This window comes from Luteimonas composti, assembly GCF_042678665.1.
Taxonomy (GTDB): domain Bacteria; phylum Pseudomonadota; class Gammaproteobacteria; order Xanthomonadales; family Xanthomonadaceae; genus Luteimonas; species Luteimonas composti.
The window spans coordinates 407,174-426,132 of record NZ_JBHTKU010000002.1 but is presented as its reverse complement, the minus strand read 5'-3'; the positions used below and the strand labels follow the sequence as shown (position 1 = coordinate 426,132).

12 protein-coding genes are annotated in these 18,959 nt (G+C 69.4%); 6 read left to right on the top strand and 6 right to left on the bottom strand.

Annotation, left to right across the window (positions count from 1 at the left end; genetic code table 11):
- Positions 1-101: 101 nt before the first annotated feature.
- The 4 genes from ACFQ2D_RS06500 to ACFQ2D_RS06485 all read right to left on the bottom strand — a co-directional run bounded on the left by ACFQ2D_RS06500 (position 102) and on the right by ACFQ2D_RS06485 (position 10,165).
- A complete protein-coding gene (locus ACFQ2D_RS06500; RefSeq protein ID WP_280943382.1) occupies positions 102-1,934 on the bottom strand; it encodes a sialate O-acetylesterase in 1,833 nt (610 codons plus the stop codon).
- A gap of 538 nt (positions 1,935-2,472) precedes the next feature.
- Positions 2,473-5,634, bottom strand: coding sequence for a TonB-dependent receptor (locus tag ACFQ2D_RS06495; RefSeq protein WP_425603626.1), 3,162 nt, complete (start codon positions 5,632-5,634; stop codon positions 2,473-2,475).
- A gap of 354 nt (positions 5,635-5,988) precedes the next feature.
- On the bottom strand, positions 5,989-8,949 hold the full coding sequence (locus ACFQ2D_RS06490) for a TonB-dependent receptor (protein WP_280943025.1): 2,961 nt from the start codon (positions 8,947-8,949) through the stop codon (positions 5,989-5,991).
- A 244-nt stretch (positions 8,950-9,193) separates the two neighbouring features.
- Entirely contained in the window at positions 9,194-10,165 is a 972-nt protein-coding gene (locus ACFQ2D_RS06485; RefSeq protein WP_386795568.1) for a LysR family transcriptional regulator, read from the bottom strand.
- A gap of 143 nt (positions 10,166-10,308) precedes the next feature.
- Between ACFQ2D_RS06485 and ACFQ2D_RS06480 the strand changes: the two genes are divergently transcribed.
- From ACFQ2D_RS06480 to ACFQ2D_RS06465, 4 genes are read left to right on the top strand one after another with little or no spacing between them, the layout of a single operon-like run.
- Positions 10,309-10,929, top strand: a complete 621-nt coding sequence (locus ACFQ2D_RS06480) for a 2-dehydro-3-deoxy-6-phosphogalactonate aldolase (RefSeq protein ID WP_280943024.1) — start codon at positions 10,309-10,311, stop codon at positions 10,927-10,929.
- A complete protein-coding gene (gene dgoD, locus ACFQ2D_RS06475; protein WP_280943023.1) occupies positions 10,926-12,077 on the top strand; it encodes a galactonate dehydratase in 1,152 nt (383 codons plus the stop codon). The genes ACFQ2D_RS06480 and dgoD overlap by 4 nt, the downstream gene beginning before the upstream one ends.
- Positions 12,078-12,080: 3 nt before the next feature.
- A complete protein-coding gene (locus ACFQ2D_RS06470; protein ID WP_280943022.1) occupies positions 12,081-12,998 on the top strand; it encodes an SMP-30/gluconolactonase/LRE family protein in 918 nt (305 codons plus the stop codon).
- Entirely contained in the window at positions 12,995-13,903 is a 909-nt protein-coding gene (locus tag ACFQ2D_RS06465) for a 2-dehydro-3-deoxygalactonokinase (RefSeq protein WP_280943021.1), read from the top strand. The genes ACFQ2D_RS06470 and ACFQ2D_RS06465 overlap by 4 nt, the downstream gene beginning before the upstream one ends.
- Positions 13,904-13,960: 57 nt before the next feature.
- On the opposite strand, the gene ACFQ2D_RS06460 is transcribed toward ACFQ2D_RS06465, so the two are convergent.
- On the bottom strand, positions 13,961-15,643 hold the full coding sequence (locus ACFQ2D_RS06460) for an electron transfer flavoprotein-ubiquinone oxidoreductase (protein ID WP_280943020.1): 1,683 nt from the start codon (positions 15,641-15,643) through the stop codon (positions 13,961-13,963).
- Between the two features lie 154 nt (positions 15,644-15,797).
- On the opposite strand from ACFQ2D_RS06460, the gene queD reads away from it, so the two are divergent.
- Together queD and ACFQ2D_RS06450 are read left to right on the top strand one after the other, a co-directional pair.
- Positions 15,798-16,151 carry a 6-carboxytetrahydropterin synthase QueD gene (queD, locus tag ACFQ2D_RS06455; protein ID WP_280943019.1) on the top strand — a complete coding sequence of 118 codons (354 nt, stop codon included), beginning with the start codon at positions 15,798-15,800 and terminating at the stop codon, positions 16,149-16,151.
- 163 nt (positions 16,152-16,314) lie between these two features.
- The gene (locus tag ACFQ2D_RS06450) at positions 16,315-16,719 is read left to right on the top strand and encodes a phasin family protein (RefSeq protein WP_280943018.1); all 405 of its coding nucleotides are present in this window, start codon (positions 16,315-16,317) and stop codon (positions 16,717-16,719) included.
- A gap of 697 nt (positions 16,720-17,416) precedes the next feature.
- Here ACFQ2D_RS06450 and ACFQ2D_RS06445 read toward each other — a convergent pair.
- Positions 17,417-18,703 carry a hypothetical protein gene (locus ACFQ2D_RS06445; RefSeq protein WP_280943017.1) on the bottom strand — a complete coding sequence of 429 codons (1,287 nt, stop codon included), beginning with the start codon at positions 18,701-18,703 and terminating at the stop codon, positions 17,417-17,419.
- Between the last annotated feature and the right edge of the window lie 256 nt (positions 18,704-18,959).

Genomic DNA, 18,959 nt, shown 5'->3' with positions numbered 1-18,959 from the left:
CGTAGGCGCTCGCCGTTGAGCTTCGAGCCGGAAAGCCAAGGTCACGGCAGGGGCAGGAGCATCCTGCCGCCACCCGGCCGCGACGCGCGGGCGCCCGCCTGTCACCAGTCATCGCTCCGGAACGGCGCTGCGGGCAGGCCCGTGGAACCGATGAGGTTCGCGTCCACCGGGGCGTCGCGCCATGCGTAGCGCACCGCCACCGGTGCCGGGACCGCATCGCTGCGCACCGTCAGCATCTGGCCATCCACGACCGTCGCCGTCGCCGGGTGGAACACCCGGTCCTCGCCCGCCAGCTGGAAGCCCCGCAGTGCGCCACCCCCGCGGACCGCCAGCCAGTCGCCCCGGAAACGCAGGCGCGCAAGATTGCCTTCGAAGCTGGCGCCCTCGAACACAGGCCCCGAATGGACCAGCGTCTCGCCATAGGCCACGTGGCGCGCCACCAGCGCCAGGCGCTTGCCGACGTCCTGCTTGTTCTTCGGATGGATGTCGGCGACATCGCCGATATCGATCGCCACCGCCTGCCCGGTGGCAGGCAGCGCCAGCGTCGCGGTCTGGGATTCGCGCAGCACCGCCCAGGGGCTGTCGTCTCCCTGGTCGCCGCCCGAATGCCAGCTCGCCAGCTGCACCCAGAGGAACGGCAGCTCCGGGACGTTCCACTGCGCGCGCCACTGCCGGATCATCGCCGGGAACTGCTCGCGGTAGCGCAGCGCCTGTTCGATGCTGCCGGCGTTGGACTCGCCCTGGTACCAGATCACCCCGCGTATCGGGAACGGCTGCAGCGGGGCGATCATCGCGTTGTACAGCAGGGTCGCCCGCTGGTTCTTGTTGTCGTCCAGCGAAAGCGCCGTCACTTCGGCCGGCCGGAATTTCCAGGTGCCGGCCAGGGTGCGGCGCATGCCACCGTCCGGCTGTGCGTACAGCTCCCCGGGCAGGCCGTGGATGCCGCCACCGCCGCCGACATCGGTCACCCGGACCGCGATCGCGTTGACGCCTTCGCGCAGCACGCCAGCCGGCACCGCGTAGACGCGCGGCGCGTCGTACTGCAGTTCGGTGCTGCCGACTTCGATTCCGTTGACCCAGGTGGTGTCGGTATCGTCGATGCGGCCCACGCCCAGGGCCATGCCGCGACGCGCTTCGTCGGCCGTCAGCGTGACGCTGGTGCGGTACCACGCCACGCCGTCCATCCCGTTCCAGCCGGCAGCCTCCCACAGCGTGGGCACGGCCATGTCGTCCCATTGCGTCGTGTCGAGGTCGGCGACATGCCAGCCGGTGTCGTCGGCGGGCAGCTGCCAGCGCGCGAGGTTGGCGCGCGCCTGGGCCAGCGCCTGCGCATCCTCGAGCTTCAGCCGGCGCGCCAGCTCGACCAGGCCATCGCCGTCGATCCCCTGCGTGCCCGCATCCATCCAGGCCTCGATGCTGCTGCCGCCCCAGGTGCTGTCGATGATGCCGATCGGCACATCGACGGATGCGCGCAGCTCGCGTGCGAAGAAGTGGGCCACGGCGGAGAACTGGCCCGCGACGTCCGGGGACGATGCCACCCAGTCGCCTCCGGCCAGCTGCCACTGCGGCAGCCCGGCCCAGGACTTCGGGATCTTGAAGTGGCGGATCAGCGGATCGTTGGCGCGCGCGACTTCGGCCTCGCCATCCGCCGACTGCGAAATCGGCCACTCCATGTTCGACTGGCCCGAGGCCAGCCACACGTCGCCCACGAGCACGTCGCGCAGCTCGCGCGGCGCCTTGCCGTCGTCGATGCGCAGTACCAGCGGCCCGCCCGACTCGCGCGCGGGCAGTTCCACCCGCCACGCGCCGTTGCCGTCGGCGCTCGCCTCAACGGTCGTGCCGTCGAACGACACCGCCACCCGGGCGCCCGGCTCCGCCATGCCCCAGACGGGAATCGCCGAGCCGCGCTGAAGCACCATGCCGTCTGAAAACATGCGGGGCAGTTCGACGGCGTGCGTGGCGCCGACCAGCAGGACCAGCGCTGCCGCGGACCGTGCCGCCGCGCGACGCAAGCGGACCCCCGTCTCCGAATCGCCGCGCTGCCCCTCGCCGCGCATCGCCGCGCGCTGTCCCGACCTGGATGCTCCAGCCACTCTTGGTCCCTCGCATGACCCGCGCGCCGATCGTCCGCAGAGCCCGGGCCGGCACGCTTCGCCCCGGGGAATGATGCCGTCAGGCCTGTCCCAAGGGACATCCCCGGATTCGGCGCGGTCCCGCCCAAGGATAGACGCCGCCCGTCTGGGCGACGACACCTGCGCATCGCGCCTTCCGAGCATAGGACGCGGACCAATTCCGGACCAATGAAGAAATCGTCCGCGTGTATAGCATCAGGGAATGCTGCGCTGCAGTGATGCCTGCATGCACGGCCGCGCCACGCGGCGAAACGCGCCAGTGGCAGCGATTTCGCAGAAAAAAGAAAGACGCCCGGTGGAGGCCACCGGGCGTCGATCGGTCTTTCGACGGGGGCGACGCTTACCAGCTCGCGCGCAGCACCGCCGAGTAGCGACGGTCGTTCTCGAACCAGGCGCGGTTGTACAGCGTCTCGTCGACGAATCCATCGCGACGGTAGCCGCGCGGGCCCATCAGCAGCTTGGTGGTGCTGTTGGTGATGTTGTTCACCTGCAGGCCCAGCTGGATGTTGTCGGTCAGGTTGTAGAAGAACGAGCCGTCGAGCTGGCCATAGTCGTCGTTCCACACCGGCTGGCGCATCGCCGGCATCACGTCGCTGCTGGTCAACAGGTAGCGCGAGCGCCAGTTGTAGGCCAGACGGAACGAGACCGGACCGCGCTCGAAGATGCCGATCAGGTTGTAGCTGCGGCGCGACAGGCCTTCCAGCGGCAGTTCCACGGCAACTTCCGGGACAATGGGCGACGCGGTGGGAATGCTCACGTCGACATTGGTGCCGCCCGAACTGTCCACGAAGGTGTAGTTCGCCTGCACGCCCAGACCCGGCAGGAAGTCGAAGAACTGGGAGTAGCCGAGCTCGAAGCCCTTGATCTTGCCTTCGTCCAGGTTGCGGGTACGGTTCATCTGGTAGGAGCGGCCGTCGATGATCTCCGTGCCAAGCGAGGTCGCGAAGTAATCCTTCACGTCCTTCTTGAACATCGTGATGTAGACGCTGTCCGCCGGGCCGAAGTACCACTCCAGCGCGGTGTCGAACTGGTTGGCGCGCATCGGCTTCAGCTCGGGGTTGCCACCGCTGCCGCTGTAGGCCAGGTCGTCGAAGCTGCACAGTTCTTCGCGCAGCCCGTCCTCGCGCGCCTGGGCGCAGCCCGCGGCATTGGCGCCCAGCGTGATCCAGTTCTGCATCAGACGGAACTCGGGGCGCGCGATGGCCTTCGACGCGGCGAAGCGCCACTGCAGGCCGTGGTCGAAGCGCACGCGCAGGTTCAGGCTGGGCAACACGTCGGTATAGGAAGTGTTGACCTGGCTGGTGAAGGCCTGGCCATAGAACGCGTCGCGCACCTCCTGGGCCACGTCCTCGACGTAGGCGCCGGTCATGTCCGGCATCAGGCCGCCGCCGATGGCCTTGACGCTGGTCTTGACCACGCGCACGCCGACGTTGCCGTCGACCGGATTGCGCAGTTCGTCGTTGCCGAAATACAGGATGCCGTAGCCGGCCTGGGTCGTCTCACGCTGCTGGTTGATCGCATCCGGGCTGTAGCTGATGGGAGACCACTGCGCGCCGGGGATCGTGGCGAGGGTGTCGCGCACGCGGGCGATATCGACGAAGCCGTCGCTCGCAGCCCAGAACTGGGTCGGAACGTTGGCCCTGCCGCCAAAGAAGTTGTCCATCGTGTACAGCGCCGACTCGTTCGAATAGAACTGGTCGAGCCAGGCCACCGGCGGACGGGTCGGATCGGGGTTGGTGATCCGGTTCCAGTCGTCGCTGATGGGCTGCCAGTTGTAGGTCGTATAGAAGCTGGTGTACTCCCGGTCGGCCACGCGCGCACCGAAGCGTGCCGTCCGCAGCCAGCTGTGGTTGTCGAAGTTGTATTCGAAATCCAGCCGACCCGCCCGCTCGTGGCCCTCGTTGTCGGCCAGGTGGTCCATCGCCGAGCGCCAGAAGTACGTCTCCTGCTGCAGCGCGCGCTCGGGATTGTCCAGCGTCACCGACGGGTACTTGCCGGTGAGGTCCAGGGTGATGCCCTCGAGCAGGGTCGAGGTGTGCACCGAGAAGTCGACCTGGTCGCTGGTGGCCTTCACGTACTGGAAGTCGCCGCGCACCAGGAAGTTGTCGCTGATGAAGTGCTTGAACCCGGCCGACCAGTCGGTGGTCTGCGAGGACTGCACGTTGTAGCGGTTGCCGACCGCGAACTGGATGCCCGGGCCCTGGTACATGCCGTTCGAATCGTCGCCCGGCTGCCCGCGCCAGCCGCCCAGACGGATGCTGCCGCGCAGGAACCGCCCGTTCTCGTCGTACTCGAACTGCGTGCCCGGCATCGGGATCAGGCGGTTGGTGCGATCGGCCAGGCCGTCGCCGCCGTCGTAGGCGTTGCCGTAGTAGTTGGGGTCGCCGGTCCAGTTGTCGGTGTTGTTGGCCTCGCCGGCGCCGGCGTACTCCATGAAGTGCTCGCGCCAGGTCATGTCGTACTTGGACGTGATGAACTGGGTATAGATCTCGGTGTCGTCGTTGGGACGCCACTGGAACGCGAAGGCGCCGCCCTGGCGCTTGCGGTCGAAATCGGTGCGCCGCCAGTTCACGCCGCCCGGCACGAAGACGTGGTCGCGGCCGCTGCCTTCCAGCAGCAGGTCGCGCTGGCTGTCGGAGGACACCCACGCCTCCTGCTCCCAGTCATATACCCAGCCCTCGCCGTTGGGCAGGCCCTCGGGCTGCTCGGCCGGCGTGCGGCCGCGGCGCGAGTACGGCTGGATCTGGATGCCGTCGGACTGCGTGGCCAGCTCGGAGTACGAGACGTTGGCCAGGAAGCCCATCTCGCCCACGCCGGTCTGCCAGCGGTCGCTGAACAGGAACGAGGCCGAGGGCCGCGTGTCCTTGGCCTTGTCGCCATAGTTGGCGTCGACGCTGCCGGCGATCTTGCGGCCCGGCTCGTCGAACGGCATGCGGGTGCGCAGGTTGATGGTGCCACCCAGGCCGCCTTCGATGATTTCGGCCGAGGGATTCTTGTAGACGTCCACTCCGGCCATCAGTTCGGCCGAGACCTCCTCGAAGCTGATGCCGCGGCCACCGTTGGCGGTGAACACGTCGCGGCCGTTGAGCTCGCCGCGGACGAAGGTCAGGCCGCGGATCATCACGCCGCTGCCTTCGGCCGAGAAGTGGTCGGTATCGTCGCGCGCCGCGAAGCCGGTGACGGTCAGGCCGCTGACGCGCTTGAGGGTCTCGGTAACGCTGCGATCGGGCAGCGCGCCGATGTCCTCGGCGGTCACCGAGTCCACGATCTGGGTAGCTTCCTGCTTGATGTCCTGGGCGCGCATCACCGCGCCGCGGACGCCCTTCACCACGACGGTGTCGAGGTCGACCGCCTCGGAGCCGGTGGACGGGGCCTCCTGCGCGTAAAGGGGGGCGGACAACAACGTGGCCACGCCGACGGCGAGGGCGCTGCGGCGGAACTGGCGCAGGACTGCAGGGCCGGCCATCCCGAATGCCGGATGGCGGTGCTTGGACGTACGCATGGACTTCCCTCCCGAGGAATTTGCGTCGATGACTTGAGTTTTCTGAACGGTGCCGCGGCGGCGCGTCCGGCCTTCGGCCGGCCACCACCGCGATGCAACTTCCCCCGCCGGCAATGCGTGCACCGTACCGGTGCCGCTGCGGCAATGATTACGGGCTGTCCCCGCCCCTGTTCTGCTTCCGCGATCTGGTGTCGCGGCCGGGATGTTAGCGTTAACTTTTCTGGACCGTCAATGCGGCGTCGAGCGATGGCGACCGCCCGGCAGATGCGATTGCAACGGTTTCGACGGCCACCGTCGGCCGTCGCGGAATCGGCGGGACGTCCTCGGGAGAGCGCGCCGTCCCGGAGTCCGGCCTCAGAAGGTCAGGCGCAGGGTCGCCGCGTAGCGGCGGTCGTTGACGTACCAGGAGGTGATGCGGCGGCCCGCGCCGTTCTGGTCCATGATCGTGCGCTGCTCGGCGTTGTTGAGGTTGTTCATCTCCAGGCCGAGCTGCACGTGGTCGGAGAAGCGGTAGAAGATCGAGCCGTCGAGCTGGCCGAAGCTGTCGCTGTAGACCGGCAGCTTCCAGGCGATGCCGCCATCGCCGCCGTTGTAGCCGTTCGGACCGACCGACAGCAGGTATTCGCTGCGCCAGTTGTAGGCCAGGCGCACCTGCCAGGGTCCCTTCTCGTAGAACACGGCCGCGTTGTACGCGTTCTTGGACAGGCCATCGGCCGGCAGGTCGTCGAACGGGGTGCCGTCGGTATCGAGCGGTACGGCATTGGACCCGGCCGGGATGCGCGTGGAGCTGTCGATGTAGGTGTAGTTGGCCGACATGCCCAGGCCGTCGAAGGGCGCGGGCAGGAAGTCGAAGAACTGGTTCCAGCCCAGCTCGGCGCCCTGGATCCTCGCCGTGCCGATATTGACCATGCGCGAGATCAGGTAGTCGTACTCGTTGCCATCCGCACCGGGATACGCCAGCAGCTCGGTCTGCTGGCGGAAGTAGTCCTTGACCTCCTTGTGGAAGAAGTTCACCCACGCCATGCCGCCGCGGTCCGGAGCGAAGTACCACTCCAGCGACAGGTCGAACTGGTTGGCCTTCATCGGCTCCAGGTAGGGGTTGTCGTTCGAGCTGCCGGTCAGGTCGAGCTGGTCGGGCGTGAGGATCTCTCCGGGCTGCGGTTCCACGCCCGAACGGACCCCGGCAGCAAGCTGCTGGAACGCCTGCATGTCGCTGAAGGCCGGGCGGGCGACCGCCTTGGACGCCGCGAAGCGCCCGATCAGGTTGGGCGCGAACTCCCAGCGCAGGTTGAGGCTGGGCAGCACGTCGGTGTACGAGTTGCGGGCCGAGATCGGCACCGACTCGCCGGCGCCGAGGTAAGGCGCGGCCGCCTGGCTGGGATAGACCAGGAAGCCATCCGCCTCGTTCTCGGTCCGGACCACGCGCACGCCGATGTTGCCGTCGAACAGCGCCTCGTCGTTGCCGAAGCTGAGCATGGCGTAGGCGGCCCTGGTCTTCTCGCCCTGCACGTTGCGCCATTGTGGATCGTCGAGGCTGCGCGGGGTGATCTGTCCGTAGGGCGCGCCCGGCAGGTAGTACGGCGTCGCCGCGCCATGGATGTCGAGATAACTCTGCGGAAAGCCCAGCGCGGTGGCCAGCACCGGTGCGTAGAACGCGCCGGGCGTGCGGGCGTCGCCGCGGTAGAAGTTCTCGAAGGTCGACAGGTTCACCCAACTCGAGTTGACCGTGTCGCCGATGTCCAGGCCCGGCAGGGGCTGGTCGCCGGGCAGGGCCCACCACTGCATCCAGGTCTGGAACACCGGCTGCCAGTCGTAACCGGTATCGATGCTGGTCGCGTCGCGGTCGGTCAGGCGCACGCCGAACTTGATCGACTGCAGGACGCCCGCATCGAAGCTGTGCTTGAGATCGGCCCGCCAGGCCACCTCCTCGGCTTCGTTATCGTCGCGGTGGTCCATGGTGAAACCCCAGTAGTAGTTGCCGGGGTTGGCCGTGAACTGCTCGTCCACGCCGATCATGGGGAGGCCCGAGGCCAGGTCCACGTCGATATAGGGCACGTTGAGCCCCAGCGAGACGGTGGAGTCCAGCGCGCGGGTATCGGCCTGGATGAACTGCAGGTCGGTGGAGAACTCGGTGCGCTCGCCGAAGGCCCACTTCAGGCCGACGGAATAGTCGGACGTCCTCGACTCGCGATGGGAGGCCCGGATATCCGTGCCCATCGGAATGTCGCCGTCGGAGCGCAATCGCCCGGACACGAACACGTCGCCGTCGAGCGTGTACGGCCGGCTGGCGTCGAGCCGCACCTGCAGCGGATCGTTGGACACGAAGATCGCGTCCTCGTACCAGAGCTCGTCGTACTTGCTCTGGAAGGCGGTCGCGAACACTTCCACGTCCTCGTTCGGCCGCCACTGCAGGGCGACGTAGGCGCCCTGGCGCTCGCGCTCGTATTCCAGCGTGCGCCAGTCGGCGCCACGCGGCAGCCACAGGCGCTCATTGGCGCCGTCGCCGTCGAGGTCGCTGTTGGCGGTGTTGAAGAACGGGCGCACGAACATGCCGTCGGTGCGCGTGGCCAGTTCCGAATGCGCGACGTCGACCAGGATGCCGAAGTCGCCTGCCCCGGTTTCCCAGCGGTTGCTGTAGAGGATCGAGCCGGACGGCTTGACCTCATCCGCGAAGTCGCCGCGGTTGGCGCTGAAGGACACGCCGAGACGGCTCGCTTCGAAGTCGAACGGCATGAACGTGCGCAGGTCGACGGTGCCACCCAGCCCGCCCTCGATCATCTCCGCGGTCTGGTTCTTGTACACGTCCACGCCGGCCATCAGCTCGGACGGCACGTCCTGGAAACTCAAGGCACGTCCGCCGGAGGCGGAGAAACTGTCGCGGCCATTGAGCTCCGAGCGCACCTGGGTCAGGCCGCGCACCTGCACGCCGCCGCCCTCGGCGGAAAAGTGTTCGGGGTCGCCCACGGACAGGAAGCGGTCGATGGTGACGCCCGGGATGCGCGACAGCGTCTCGGTGACGCTGCGGTCGGGCAACGCACCGATATCCAGCGCGGTCACCGAGTCGACGAAGGTGTCGGCGTCGCGCTTGATGTCCTGGGCGCGATACACCGAGCCGCGGATGCCGGACACCACCACGGCGTCGAGGGTCGTCGCCTCGTCCTGTGCGGCGCCCTGGGTTTCGGCCTGCTGCGCGTGCAATGGCGCGGCGAAGCAGGCGGCAACGGCGAGCGCGATGGCGCTGCGGCGGAGGGTACGGGCGGCGAGGTGTTCCGCGCGTCGGCAGGCGGCGCGGCAGTGGCGGTCGTGCATTGGCATGGTGTTCCCCTCCCACGGGCACATGACAAGCGGATCCGGGTGTTTGCGTGGCCTTTGTCGGCTCTTCGGGCGGCACCCCCGCCTGGCTCGGCGAGCGCGGGAGGCGGCGCTGCGGCGAGCATAGGAGCGCAAATCCATGCGCCACCAATGAATTTTTGGGGCTGAGCTAGGTTGATCCGGAATAGCTCGGATGGCGCGCCTGCCGCTCGACCGGCGCCGTCGCCGCGCGGCTGACCGGCGTCCGCTAGGCGCCGGCGCGCAGCTCCGGCAGCGGCGGATAGATGCGCCGCGCGGTCTCGCGCAGCGTCTGCAGCATGTGCGCCACGCCCGGCGCGGGCGCGCGGTCGCGACGGCGGATGATGCCGAAGTACTCCATGCGCACGTCCAGTTCGATCGGCAGCACCTGCATCTGCGCGGTCTGCAGGTAGGGCGCCACGCATTCGGTGGGCAGCGCTGCGAGCAGGTCGCTGTGGCGCAGCAGGTGGATGATCACCGGCAGCGAGGCGGTCTCGACCAGGTTCTGCGGCGAACGCAGGCCGTGCTGGTGGAATACCGCGTCGAGGCGCGTGCGCAGCACGCTGGCCGCCGGTGGCATGATCCAGCCGTGGTCCTGGAGGTCGGCGTGGGCCACGTGGTCGCGCCCGGCCAGCGGGTGCCCTGCGCGCACGATCACCGCATGCGGCTCGTCGGCCAGCGGTTCGAACTCGAGGTCGGCGGCGCCCTCCGGATCCATGATCCGGCCGATGACGATGTCGAGCTGGCCATCGAGCAGGCGCGCCACCAGCGGCCGGCTGTAGTCCATTTCCACTTCGACCAGGATGCCGGGGTAGGCGCGCTTCATCGCCGCCACCGCCTGCGGCACGAGGGTGGTGCCGGGATTGACCACGGTTCCGATCGCGACCTTGCCCAGCCGCCCTTCGCGCAGGGCGACGATCTCCTCGCCCGCGCGCTCGATCTCGGCCAGCGCCGCGCGCGCCCGGCGCACCATGGTCAGCCCGAAGGCGGTGGGCTCGACCCCGCGCGCATGCCGTTCGAACAGGGACACGCCCAGCAGCGATTCCATCTCCGCCAGCAGCTTGGACGCGGCGGGCTGGGTCATGTTGGCCGCCTCGGCGGCGCGCAGCACCGAGCCGTGGTCGTGCAGGTGGAGCAGCAGGGCAAGATGGCGCGTCTTGAGCCGGGAAGCGCCGGACCGGGGCGCGCTGGCGTGCATCATCCTGTGCCCAGCCTCACTATTCACGAGGGGAATAGCGTACGCCGAATATTTCATTTGTCGTACATACCCCCACCCGCCAGCCTATGCGCCAGCCGCAGGGACCCTGCGACACCCGCCGCCTGGAAACGCCGATCCCCGACGCCATGGACGATCCCCTCCCGTCTTTCCATCCACCCCTGGTCGCGATCCTGCGCGGGGTGACCGTGGATGACGTCGAGGCGCACGTCGACGCGCTGCTGGCGGAAGGGTTCGGCGCCATCGAGATCCCGACCAACTCGCCCGGCTGGGACCGCAGCGTGGCCCTGGCCGTGGCCGCGTGCGGCGACCGCGCGCGCGTCGGCGCCGGCACCGTGCTCGAGCCGGCGCACCTGGACGCACTGCAGGCGGCGGGCGGCGAGCTGGTGGTGACGCCCAACGTGCGTCCGGCGCTGATCCGCGCCGCGCGCGAACGCGGATTCACCATCGCCGCAGGCTGCGCCACCGCCAGCGAGGCGTTCGATGCGCTGGAGGCTGGCGCGCACATGCTCAAGCTGTTTCCCGCATCGGTGTACGGCCCTGCGCTGGCGCGGGCGCTGCGCAGCGTGCTGCCGCCGGCGCCGCTGCTGGCGGTGGGCGGCATCACCCCCGACAACCTCGGCGACTACCTGGCCGCCGGCTGCAGCGGTGCGGCCATCGGCGGCGAGCTGTACCGCGCGGGACAGTCGCCCGCGCGGACGCGATCGCAGGCGCGCCTGTTCCTCGACGCCTGGCGGGCAGCCGCATGAAGATCACCCGCCTCACCACCTGGCATGCGCCGCCTCGCTGGCTGTTCCTGAAGATCGAGACCGACGAAGGCATCAGCGGCTGGGGCGAGCCGGTGATCGAGGGCCGCGCGGCCACGGTCGAGAGCGCCGTGCACGAGCTGGGCGAACTGCTGGTCGGACGCGACCCGGGGCATATCAACGACCTGTGGCAGGCGATGTACCGCGGCGGCTTCTACCGCGGCGGCCCGATCCTGATGAGCGCGATCGCCGGCATCGACCAGGCGCTGTGGGACATCAAGGGCAAGGCCCTGGGCGTGCCGGTGTACCAGCTGCTCGGCGGCCGCGTGCGCGAGCGGATGAAGACCTACCGCTGGGTCGGCGGCGACCGCCCGGCCGACATCGTCGCGCAGATGCAGGCCTACCGCGCGCTCGGCTTCGACACCTTCAAGTTCAATGGCACCGAGGAACTGCGGCTGATCGACAGTCCGCGCGCGATCGACGCGGCGGTGGCGAAGGTCGCCGCGGTGCGCGAGGCGGTGGGTGACGCGATCGATTTCGGCATCGACTTCCACGGCCGCGTGAGCGCGCCGATGGCGCGCGTGCTGCTGCGTGAACTGGCGCCGTTCAAGCCGCTGTTCGTCGAGGAACCGGTCTTGCCCGAGCAGTGGGAGTACTACCGGCCGCTCTCGGAGGCCACCTCGATCCCGCTGGCGGCGGGCGAGCGCATGTATTCGCGCGCCGAGTTCAAGCCGGTGCTGGCCGCCGGCGGGCTGGCCCTGCTGCAGCCCGACCTCTCCCATGCCGGCGGCATCACCGAGTGCGTGAAGATCGCGGCGATGGCCGAGGCGCACGACGTCGGCCTGGCCCCGCACTGCCCGCTCGGCCCGGTGGCGCTGGCGGCCTGCCTGCAGGTGGATTTCGTGAGCTGGAATGCGATGCTGCAGGAACAGAGCATGGGCATCCACTACAACCATGGGGCGGACCTGCTCGACTACGTGCTCAACAAGGACGACTTCCGCTGCGACGCCGACGGCTGCATCGCCGCGTTGCCTGGTCCGGGTCTCGGCGTGGAGATCGACGAGGAAATGCTTGCGCGCGTCGGGCGCGAGCCTCCGCAGTGGCGCAATCCGCTGTGGCGGCATGGCGACGGCAGCGTGGCCGAATGGTGACCGATGAACGCAACGACACCTGAAATCGCGACCGCGGCGCTCGCGGTCGACAGCCGCTGCCGGCTGGGCGAGGGCATCGTCTGGGACGACCGCGCCGCCTGCCTGTACTGGACCGACATCCTGTCCGCGCGGCTGTGGCGGCACGCGCCCGCCACCGGGGAAACCCACTGCTGGGACCTGCCCGAACCGCTCGGCTGCCTGGCGCTGTGCGAAGACGGGCGCCTCCTGCTGGCGCTGGCGAAATCGATCCGCCTCGCCGCCCCGCCCATCCCCGGTACGCCACTGGCGCTGGAGACGCTGTGCGCGCTGGAGCTGGAGCTGGGCGCATCCACGCGCAGCAACGACGGCCGCTGCGACCGACACGGCAACTTCGTGTTCGGCACCAAGGACGAGACCGGCGCCAGCCCGCCGCTGGGCCGCTACTACCAGTTCTCCGCCGCGCACGGCCTGCGCCCGCTGCCGCTGCCGGCGGCGGCGGTTCCCAACTCGATCTGCTTCCCGCCCGATGGCGCCTCGCTGTACTACTGCGATTCGGCGCAGCCGCGCATCCTGCGCTGCGACTACGATCCGGTGGCGGCGCAGGTCTCGCCGCCGTCCGTTTTTGCCGAGATCGAGGGCGACGGCGCGCCCGACGGCTCCACCGTCGACGCACAGGGCCACCTGTGGAACGCGCAGTGGGGTGGCGGCCGCGCGGTGCGCTATGCGCCGGATGGCAGCATCTCGCGCGTGGTGGCCATTCCCGCCGGCATGCCCTCGTGCTGTGCGATCGGCGGCGCGGGCCTCGACACGCTGTTCGTGACCACCGCCCGCGAGGAGATGGCGGACGACGCGCTGGCGGCGGCGCCCACCGCCGGCGGCGTGTTCGCCCTTGCGCTGGGCGAGCGCCTTGGCCTGCCCGAAGCACGCTGGCGCCCCGCATGATCGCGGTCGACTGGGGCAGCACGCACCTGCGCATGTACCGGCGCGGCGTCGACGGCACCCTGCACAAGCGGGTGCGCAGCGGGCAGGGCACGCTGGCCAGCCGCGGCCGCTTTGGCGAAGTCCTGGCGGCCGAACTGGCCGGCTGGGAGGGTGGGCCGGTCGTGCTGTGCGGCATGATCGCCGCGCGCGGCGGCTGGCACGAGATGCCCTACCTCGAATGCCCGGCCGGCATCGACGAACTCGCCGCCGGCATGCAGCGCGTGCAGCTGCCCGACGCCGGGGGCCGAGAACTGTGGTTCGTGCCCGGCCTGCGCGACGCCTGCGCGGATGCGGTGCCCGACGTCATGCGCGGCGAGGAAAGCCAGCTCGCCGCACTGCTCGATACGCTGCCGCGCGGCGTTCATCACGCCTGCCTGCCCGGTACCCACAGCAAGTGGGTGGAGATCCGCGACGGCCGCATCGCGCGCATCCGTACCTACATGACCGGCGAGCTGTACGCGGTGCTGCGCGGGCACAGCATCCTCGGCGCGCTGATGGAAGGCGACGAGGAGCTTTTCGATCCGGACGCGTTCGCCGCCGGCCTGCGTCGCAGCGGCGAGGCGGGCGGCCTGTCCCACCACCTGTTCGGCGTTCGGACCAAGGGCCTGTCCGGGCAGCTCCGGCCCGAGGCGCTGGCGCCCTACCTGTCCGGCCTGCTGGTCGGCCATGAACTGCACGCGGGACTCTCGGACGCCGCGGTGCGGCCTGGGCAGGTGCATCTGGTCGGCAGCCCGCGCCTGCTCGATGTCTATGCGCGCGCGCTCACCGTCTTCGGCGTGGGCGTGCATCGCCATCCGGAGGACCTGGCCGCGCATGGCCTGCACGCGCTGTGGCAGCGGCGCATGCCGCTGGCGGCGAGCGCCTGAGCCTCGCAGAGGCGCGCCGATCGCGCGCCATGCGGCGTCCGCTGCCCGCAGGCGGGATTACATGCCCGCGTAGTTGGGGCCGCCGCCGCCCTGCGGCGCCACCCAGACGATGTTCTGCGTCGGATCCTTGATGTCGCAGGTCTTGCAGTGCACGCAGTTGGCGAAATTGATCTGCAGGCGCGTGTCCGCGCCCTCGCCCACGAACTCGTACACCGCCGCCGGGCAGTAGCGCGCTTCCGGCCCGGCGTAGGTGGCCAGGTTCACCTCCACCGGCACCGAGGGATCCTTCAGCGTCAGGTGCGAGGGCTGGTCCTCGTCGTGCGCGGTGCTCGACAGGAACACCGAGCTCAAGCGGTCGAAAGTCAGCACGCCATCCGGCTTCGGGTACTGGATGCGGGTGTGCTGCGCCGCAGGCTCCAGGCAGGCGTGGTCGGGCCTGTCGCGGTGCAGGGTCCAGGGCGGGTTGCGGATGCCGAGCCTGGGCAGCAACCACTGTTCGATGCCGGTCATCAGCGTGGCCAGGCTGCGGCCCTTCTTGAACCACTGCTTGAAGTTCTTCGACTGCAGCAGTTCCGCATGCAGCCAGCTCTGCTCGAAGGCCTGCGGGTAGGCCGAGAGCTCGTCGCCGCCGCGGCCCGCGCCCAGCGCATCGAACGCGGCTTCGGCGGCCAGCATGCCGGTCTTGATCGCGGCATGGCTGCCCTTGATCCGGCTGGCGTTGAGGAAACCGGCCTCGCAGCCGACCATCGCGCCGCCCGGGAACACGAGTTTGGGCAACGACAGCAGGCCGCCGGCGGTGATCGCGCGCGCACCGTAGCCGATGCGCTTGCCGCCTTCCAGGTGTTTGCGGATCGCCGGATGCGTCTTCCAGCGCTGGAACTCCTCGAACGGGCTCAGGTACGGATTGGCATAGTCCAGCCCGACCACGAAGCCGACCGCGATCTTGCCGTCTTCCGCGTGGTACAGGAACGAGCCGCCGTAGGTGTCGCCGTCCAGCGGCCAGCCGGCGGTGTGCACCACCAGGCCGGGCTGGTGCTTGCCAGGAGCGGCCTGCCACAGCTCCTTGATGCCGATGCCGTAGCTCTGCGGGTCGCGGCCCTCGTCGAGTTTGAACTTCGAGATCAGCTGTCGGCCGAGATGTCCGCGCGAGCCTTCGGCGAAGATCGTGTACTTCGCGTGCAGCTCCATGCCCAGCTGGAACTCGGCCGTGGGCTGGCCATCCCTGCCCAGGCCGAGGTTGCCCGTGGCGACACCGCGTACCGCCCCGGACTCGGCGCAGAGCACCTCGTCGGCGGCGAAGCCCGGAAAGATCTCCACGCCCAGGGCCTCGGCCTGCTGCGCCAGCCAGCGCGTCACCGCGCCCAGCGACACGATGTAGTTGCCGGCGTTGTGGAAGCACTCGGGCAGCAGCCACTCCGGCGTGGACTTCGCGCCGGTCTCGTCCAGGAACAGGAATTCGTCCTTCGCCACGGCCTGCTTCAGCGGGGCGCCGCGGTCGGCCCAGTCCGGGAACAGCTCGGTCAGCGCCTTCGGGTCCACGATCGCGCCCGACAGGATGTGCGCCCCCGGCTCCGAGCCCTTCTCCAGCACGCACACAGAGACTTCGCGCCCCTGTTCGGCCGCCAGCTGCTTGAGCCGGATCGCCGTCGCCAGGCCGGCCGGGCCGGCGCCCACCACCACTACGTCGTATTCCATGGCCTCGCGTGGGCCGTAGGTGGACAGGAGTTCTTCGGGCGTCATCGGCTGTGCTCGTCGCATGGCGGGGAGAAGGGTGCGCCGGCGGGGCGGACCGGGCATGGCCGCGCGCCGCCGGGGTCCGTACGCTACCGCACCGAAGCGGCAAACCCCAAGTTCCGCGATTGCCGCCCGTGCGGCGCGGGCGGACAATGACACGATGGACATCTTCAAGAGTTTCACCATCGAAGCCGCGCATCGGCTGCCCAACGTGCCGCCCGGGCACAAGTGCGCGCGCCTGCACGGGCACTCGTTCGGGGTGGAACTGCACGTCAGCGGGGAGCCCGGGGCCGACACCGGCTGGGTGATGGACTTCGCCGACATCAAGGCGGCCTTCAAGCCCTTGTACGAGCAGCTGGACCACCATTACCTCAACGATGTGCCCGGGCTGGAGAACCCGACCAGCGAGCGCCTGGCGGCCTGGATCTGGGACCGCCTCAAGCCGGCCCTGCCCCAGCTCGGCGCGGTGGTCGTGCGCGAAACCTGCACCTCCGGCTGCCGCTACACGGGTTGAGCCGTCTGGCGGCCGTTGTCCGCAGCCGCAAGCGCCTGATTTTACTGGAGCCTGAACGGATTCAGGCCGCTCGTCGGCGGAATGTTGCAACGCAACATGGACGGGTCTATGCTGCATCGCACAAACCGGCAATCCGCGCCGGCACTGTACGCAAGGAGATCCCATGAACTACCAGTACAACGAGCAGTTCGCCGCCGCGACGCGTCAGTTCGCCGACACCGCCGCGCGCATCGGCCAGCTCACCCTCGACAACGCGCAGAAGGCGTTCGGCCTGCAGCTGGCCACGCTGGAAGAGAACGCCGAGGCCACCTTCTCGTTCTTCGGCGAAGCTGCCGAGGTCCGCGATTTCGACGGCTTCAAGACCCTGCTGCCGAAGGGCGTGCAGATCGCCCGCGAGAACGTCGAGCGCGCCATCAGCGCCGGCCAGGAAGTCTTCGGCGCCACGGTCAAGACCAACGAGGCGATCGCGCAGATCGCCAAGGCACAGCTCGAGTCCGCCACGGCCAAGGCCCAGGCTGCCGCCGAGACCGCGACCGCGCAGGCGACCAAGCCCGCCAAGCGCCGCTGATCCGACGGGTCCCCAAGCCGGCGCGATCCCTCCCCTCTCGCGCCGACGCAACCCGGCAGCTCCGGCTGCCGGGTTTTTTATTGCTTCTTGGACGACCCGACACCGATCTCGATGTGAGAAAGAGGGGTTGCTTTCGGCGGCTCGGCTTGGCGCAGGTCGTACGAGCCAGGGATCGCTCACCGCGCTTCAGAGCGTCGCGCGGTCGGACCCACGGTACCCAGCGCGTTCGGGGAAGCGCGGCAGCGGCACAAGCAGTGCGCCGCACAGGTGGCGTCTCGTCTCGGCGAATCCATGCGGCGCTTGCTGCCCCCGGACCGGATCGACCGCGCTCATGTGACGTGGCTTCGACGCACCGATCAAAGCATCGAAGCCAGTCCGCGTTGCGCCGCGAACTGGCGCTCGGGGATCGCGACGCGCGGCAGAATGGATGTCTCGCGTGCGAGCCGGGGCAGAGAGAGCGTGGATGGCTTGCGCGGCATGCCGCGCTCTACGCGAACACCCGAGGGGCGCTGAGCCAGTCAGGATCGCGCAGCGGCCCTGACCGGGCGGAGAGCGATCCCCCGCCGACCGGGCGCGGCCCCGATCCGAACCCGTACAGATCACCTGTCGTGTGCGCCCTTCGATGAGCGGGAAGCCGGCGGCCTCGAGAAGAGGACACCGGCGCGCGATTGCCCCCGATCGTGTCGACCCCGCCCGATCAACGCAGGTCCGCGCGATAGCCGATCCGCTGCCCCGGCACTAGGCGATCGCTTTCGATCGTGATGCGCAGCGCGCCGGGCTGGTGCTGGCCGATGCAGGTTTCGGTCGCGAGGCTGGCGCCCGGCATCAGGCCCTTGAGCGAAGCCGCTGAGCGTCGGCCGTTCGTTGCCGGCCAGGCGTCGTGATAGATCGGCGCGATGCCTTCGTTGCGTACGCCGATGCGCACGCACTCGCCGTTGCTCGCCAGCTCGACGATGCGGAACGCATAGCCCGTGGCCATCGCTGCCTCGCGGATCCGCTCGGCAGGCTGGTAGCGCGGCTGGTCGTTGCCGATCATGTAGCTGATGCGGTACTGCGCCGCGAACGATTCGAAGCTGCGGCCCCAGGCGCCCTCCGGATCGAGCACATGGCGCTGGTCGTACTCGCTATAGTAGCTAAACTCGCCACCGGCGGGGCTGTGCTGCACGCGCGCATCGCCGAAGAACAGCCACGACGCGCGGTTGTACTCCTGGTCGCTGGCCGAATGCGTTTCATGCATGAACGAATCGTCGAACAGGCCAAAGCGCAGCTGGCGCAAGGCCTGCACGCTGGAGAACGGCGTGTAGGTCGGGTTGGCCGCATCGATCGACAGCGACCAAGGCGTGTGCGCGAAAGTCCGCTCGAGATGCTCGAGAAAACGCTGCTGGAACGCCTTGGACGGGAACGTGCGGCCCAGCTCCAGCGGCCCGTCCCAGAGGTGGTACTCGCCGTAGGAGCCGAAGCCTACCTGCAGGAAGGCCAGGCGTGGATCGCGGTCGTAGCGCTGCGCGAAGCGGGTGTAGAACTCCAGCACGAAGTCCTGCAGCGTGGTCGAGCGCCAGTCGGGGATGAAGGTCCGCCGGCCCTCCACGCTGTACCAGGCCAACGCATGGTCCGGCGAATCGGCGACATGGGCCGGAATCGTGATCCCGGTGTGGCCGGGATAGGTATCGTGGAAGCGCAGGATCATCTGGTGCCCGCGCGCGGACGCGCTGGCAAGCCGCTGCTCCACCGCGCCCCAGTCGTAGGCGCCGGCCTCGCCGACCACGTCGCTGTAGCGCAGGTACGCGAATTCCAGCTGCACATCGCCGCCCAGCGCCGCCAGCGCGCTGGCGTTGTCGTCCCACAGCACGATGCCGGTCATCGGCTGCACCGCATCGATGCTGGCCTGCAGCGGCACCGGCACGTACCCGGCCGCTGCACGCCGATGGCGATAACCGTTGCCGCCGGCGGCGCGGACCTGCGACTCTGCGCCAGGCTCAGCCACCGGAACGGATGCCGCGGCCTGCGCTTGCGCCACGGGCGCGGCGGACCGCGATTCCCATGCCCCGCGAGGCGGTCGCGCGAGGCCCGCGAACGGACCCGCAACGACGCGCGTGGTCCCGGCAAGCCGCCAGGCGCGATCAGCGAAGGGACCATCCAGCTCCGCCGCGTCGCGCCGGGACGTCACGGTGTCGGCGTGCCCGCCATCGAACGCCTGCGACGCGGCCACACCCGCGACCAGAGCCGCGGCAGCCGCGCCG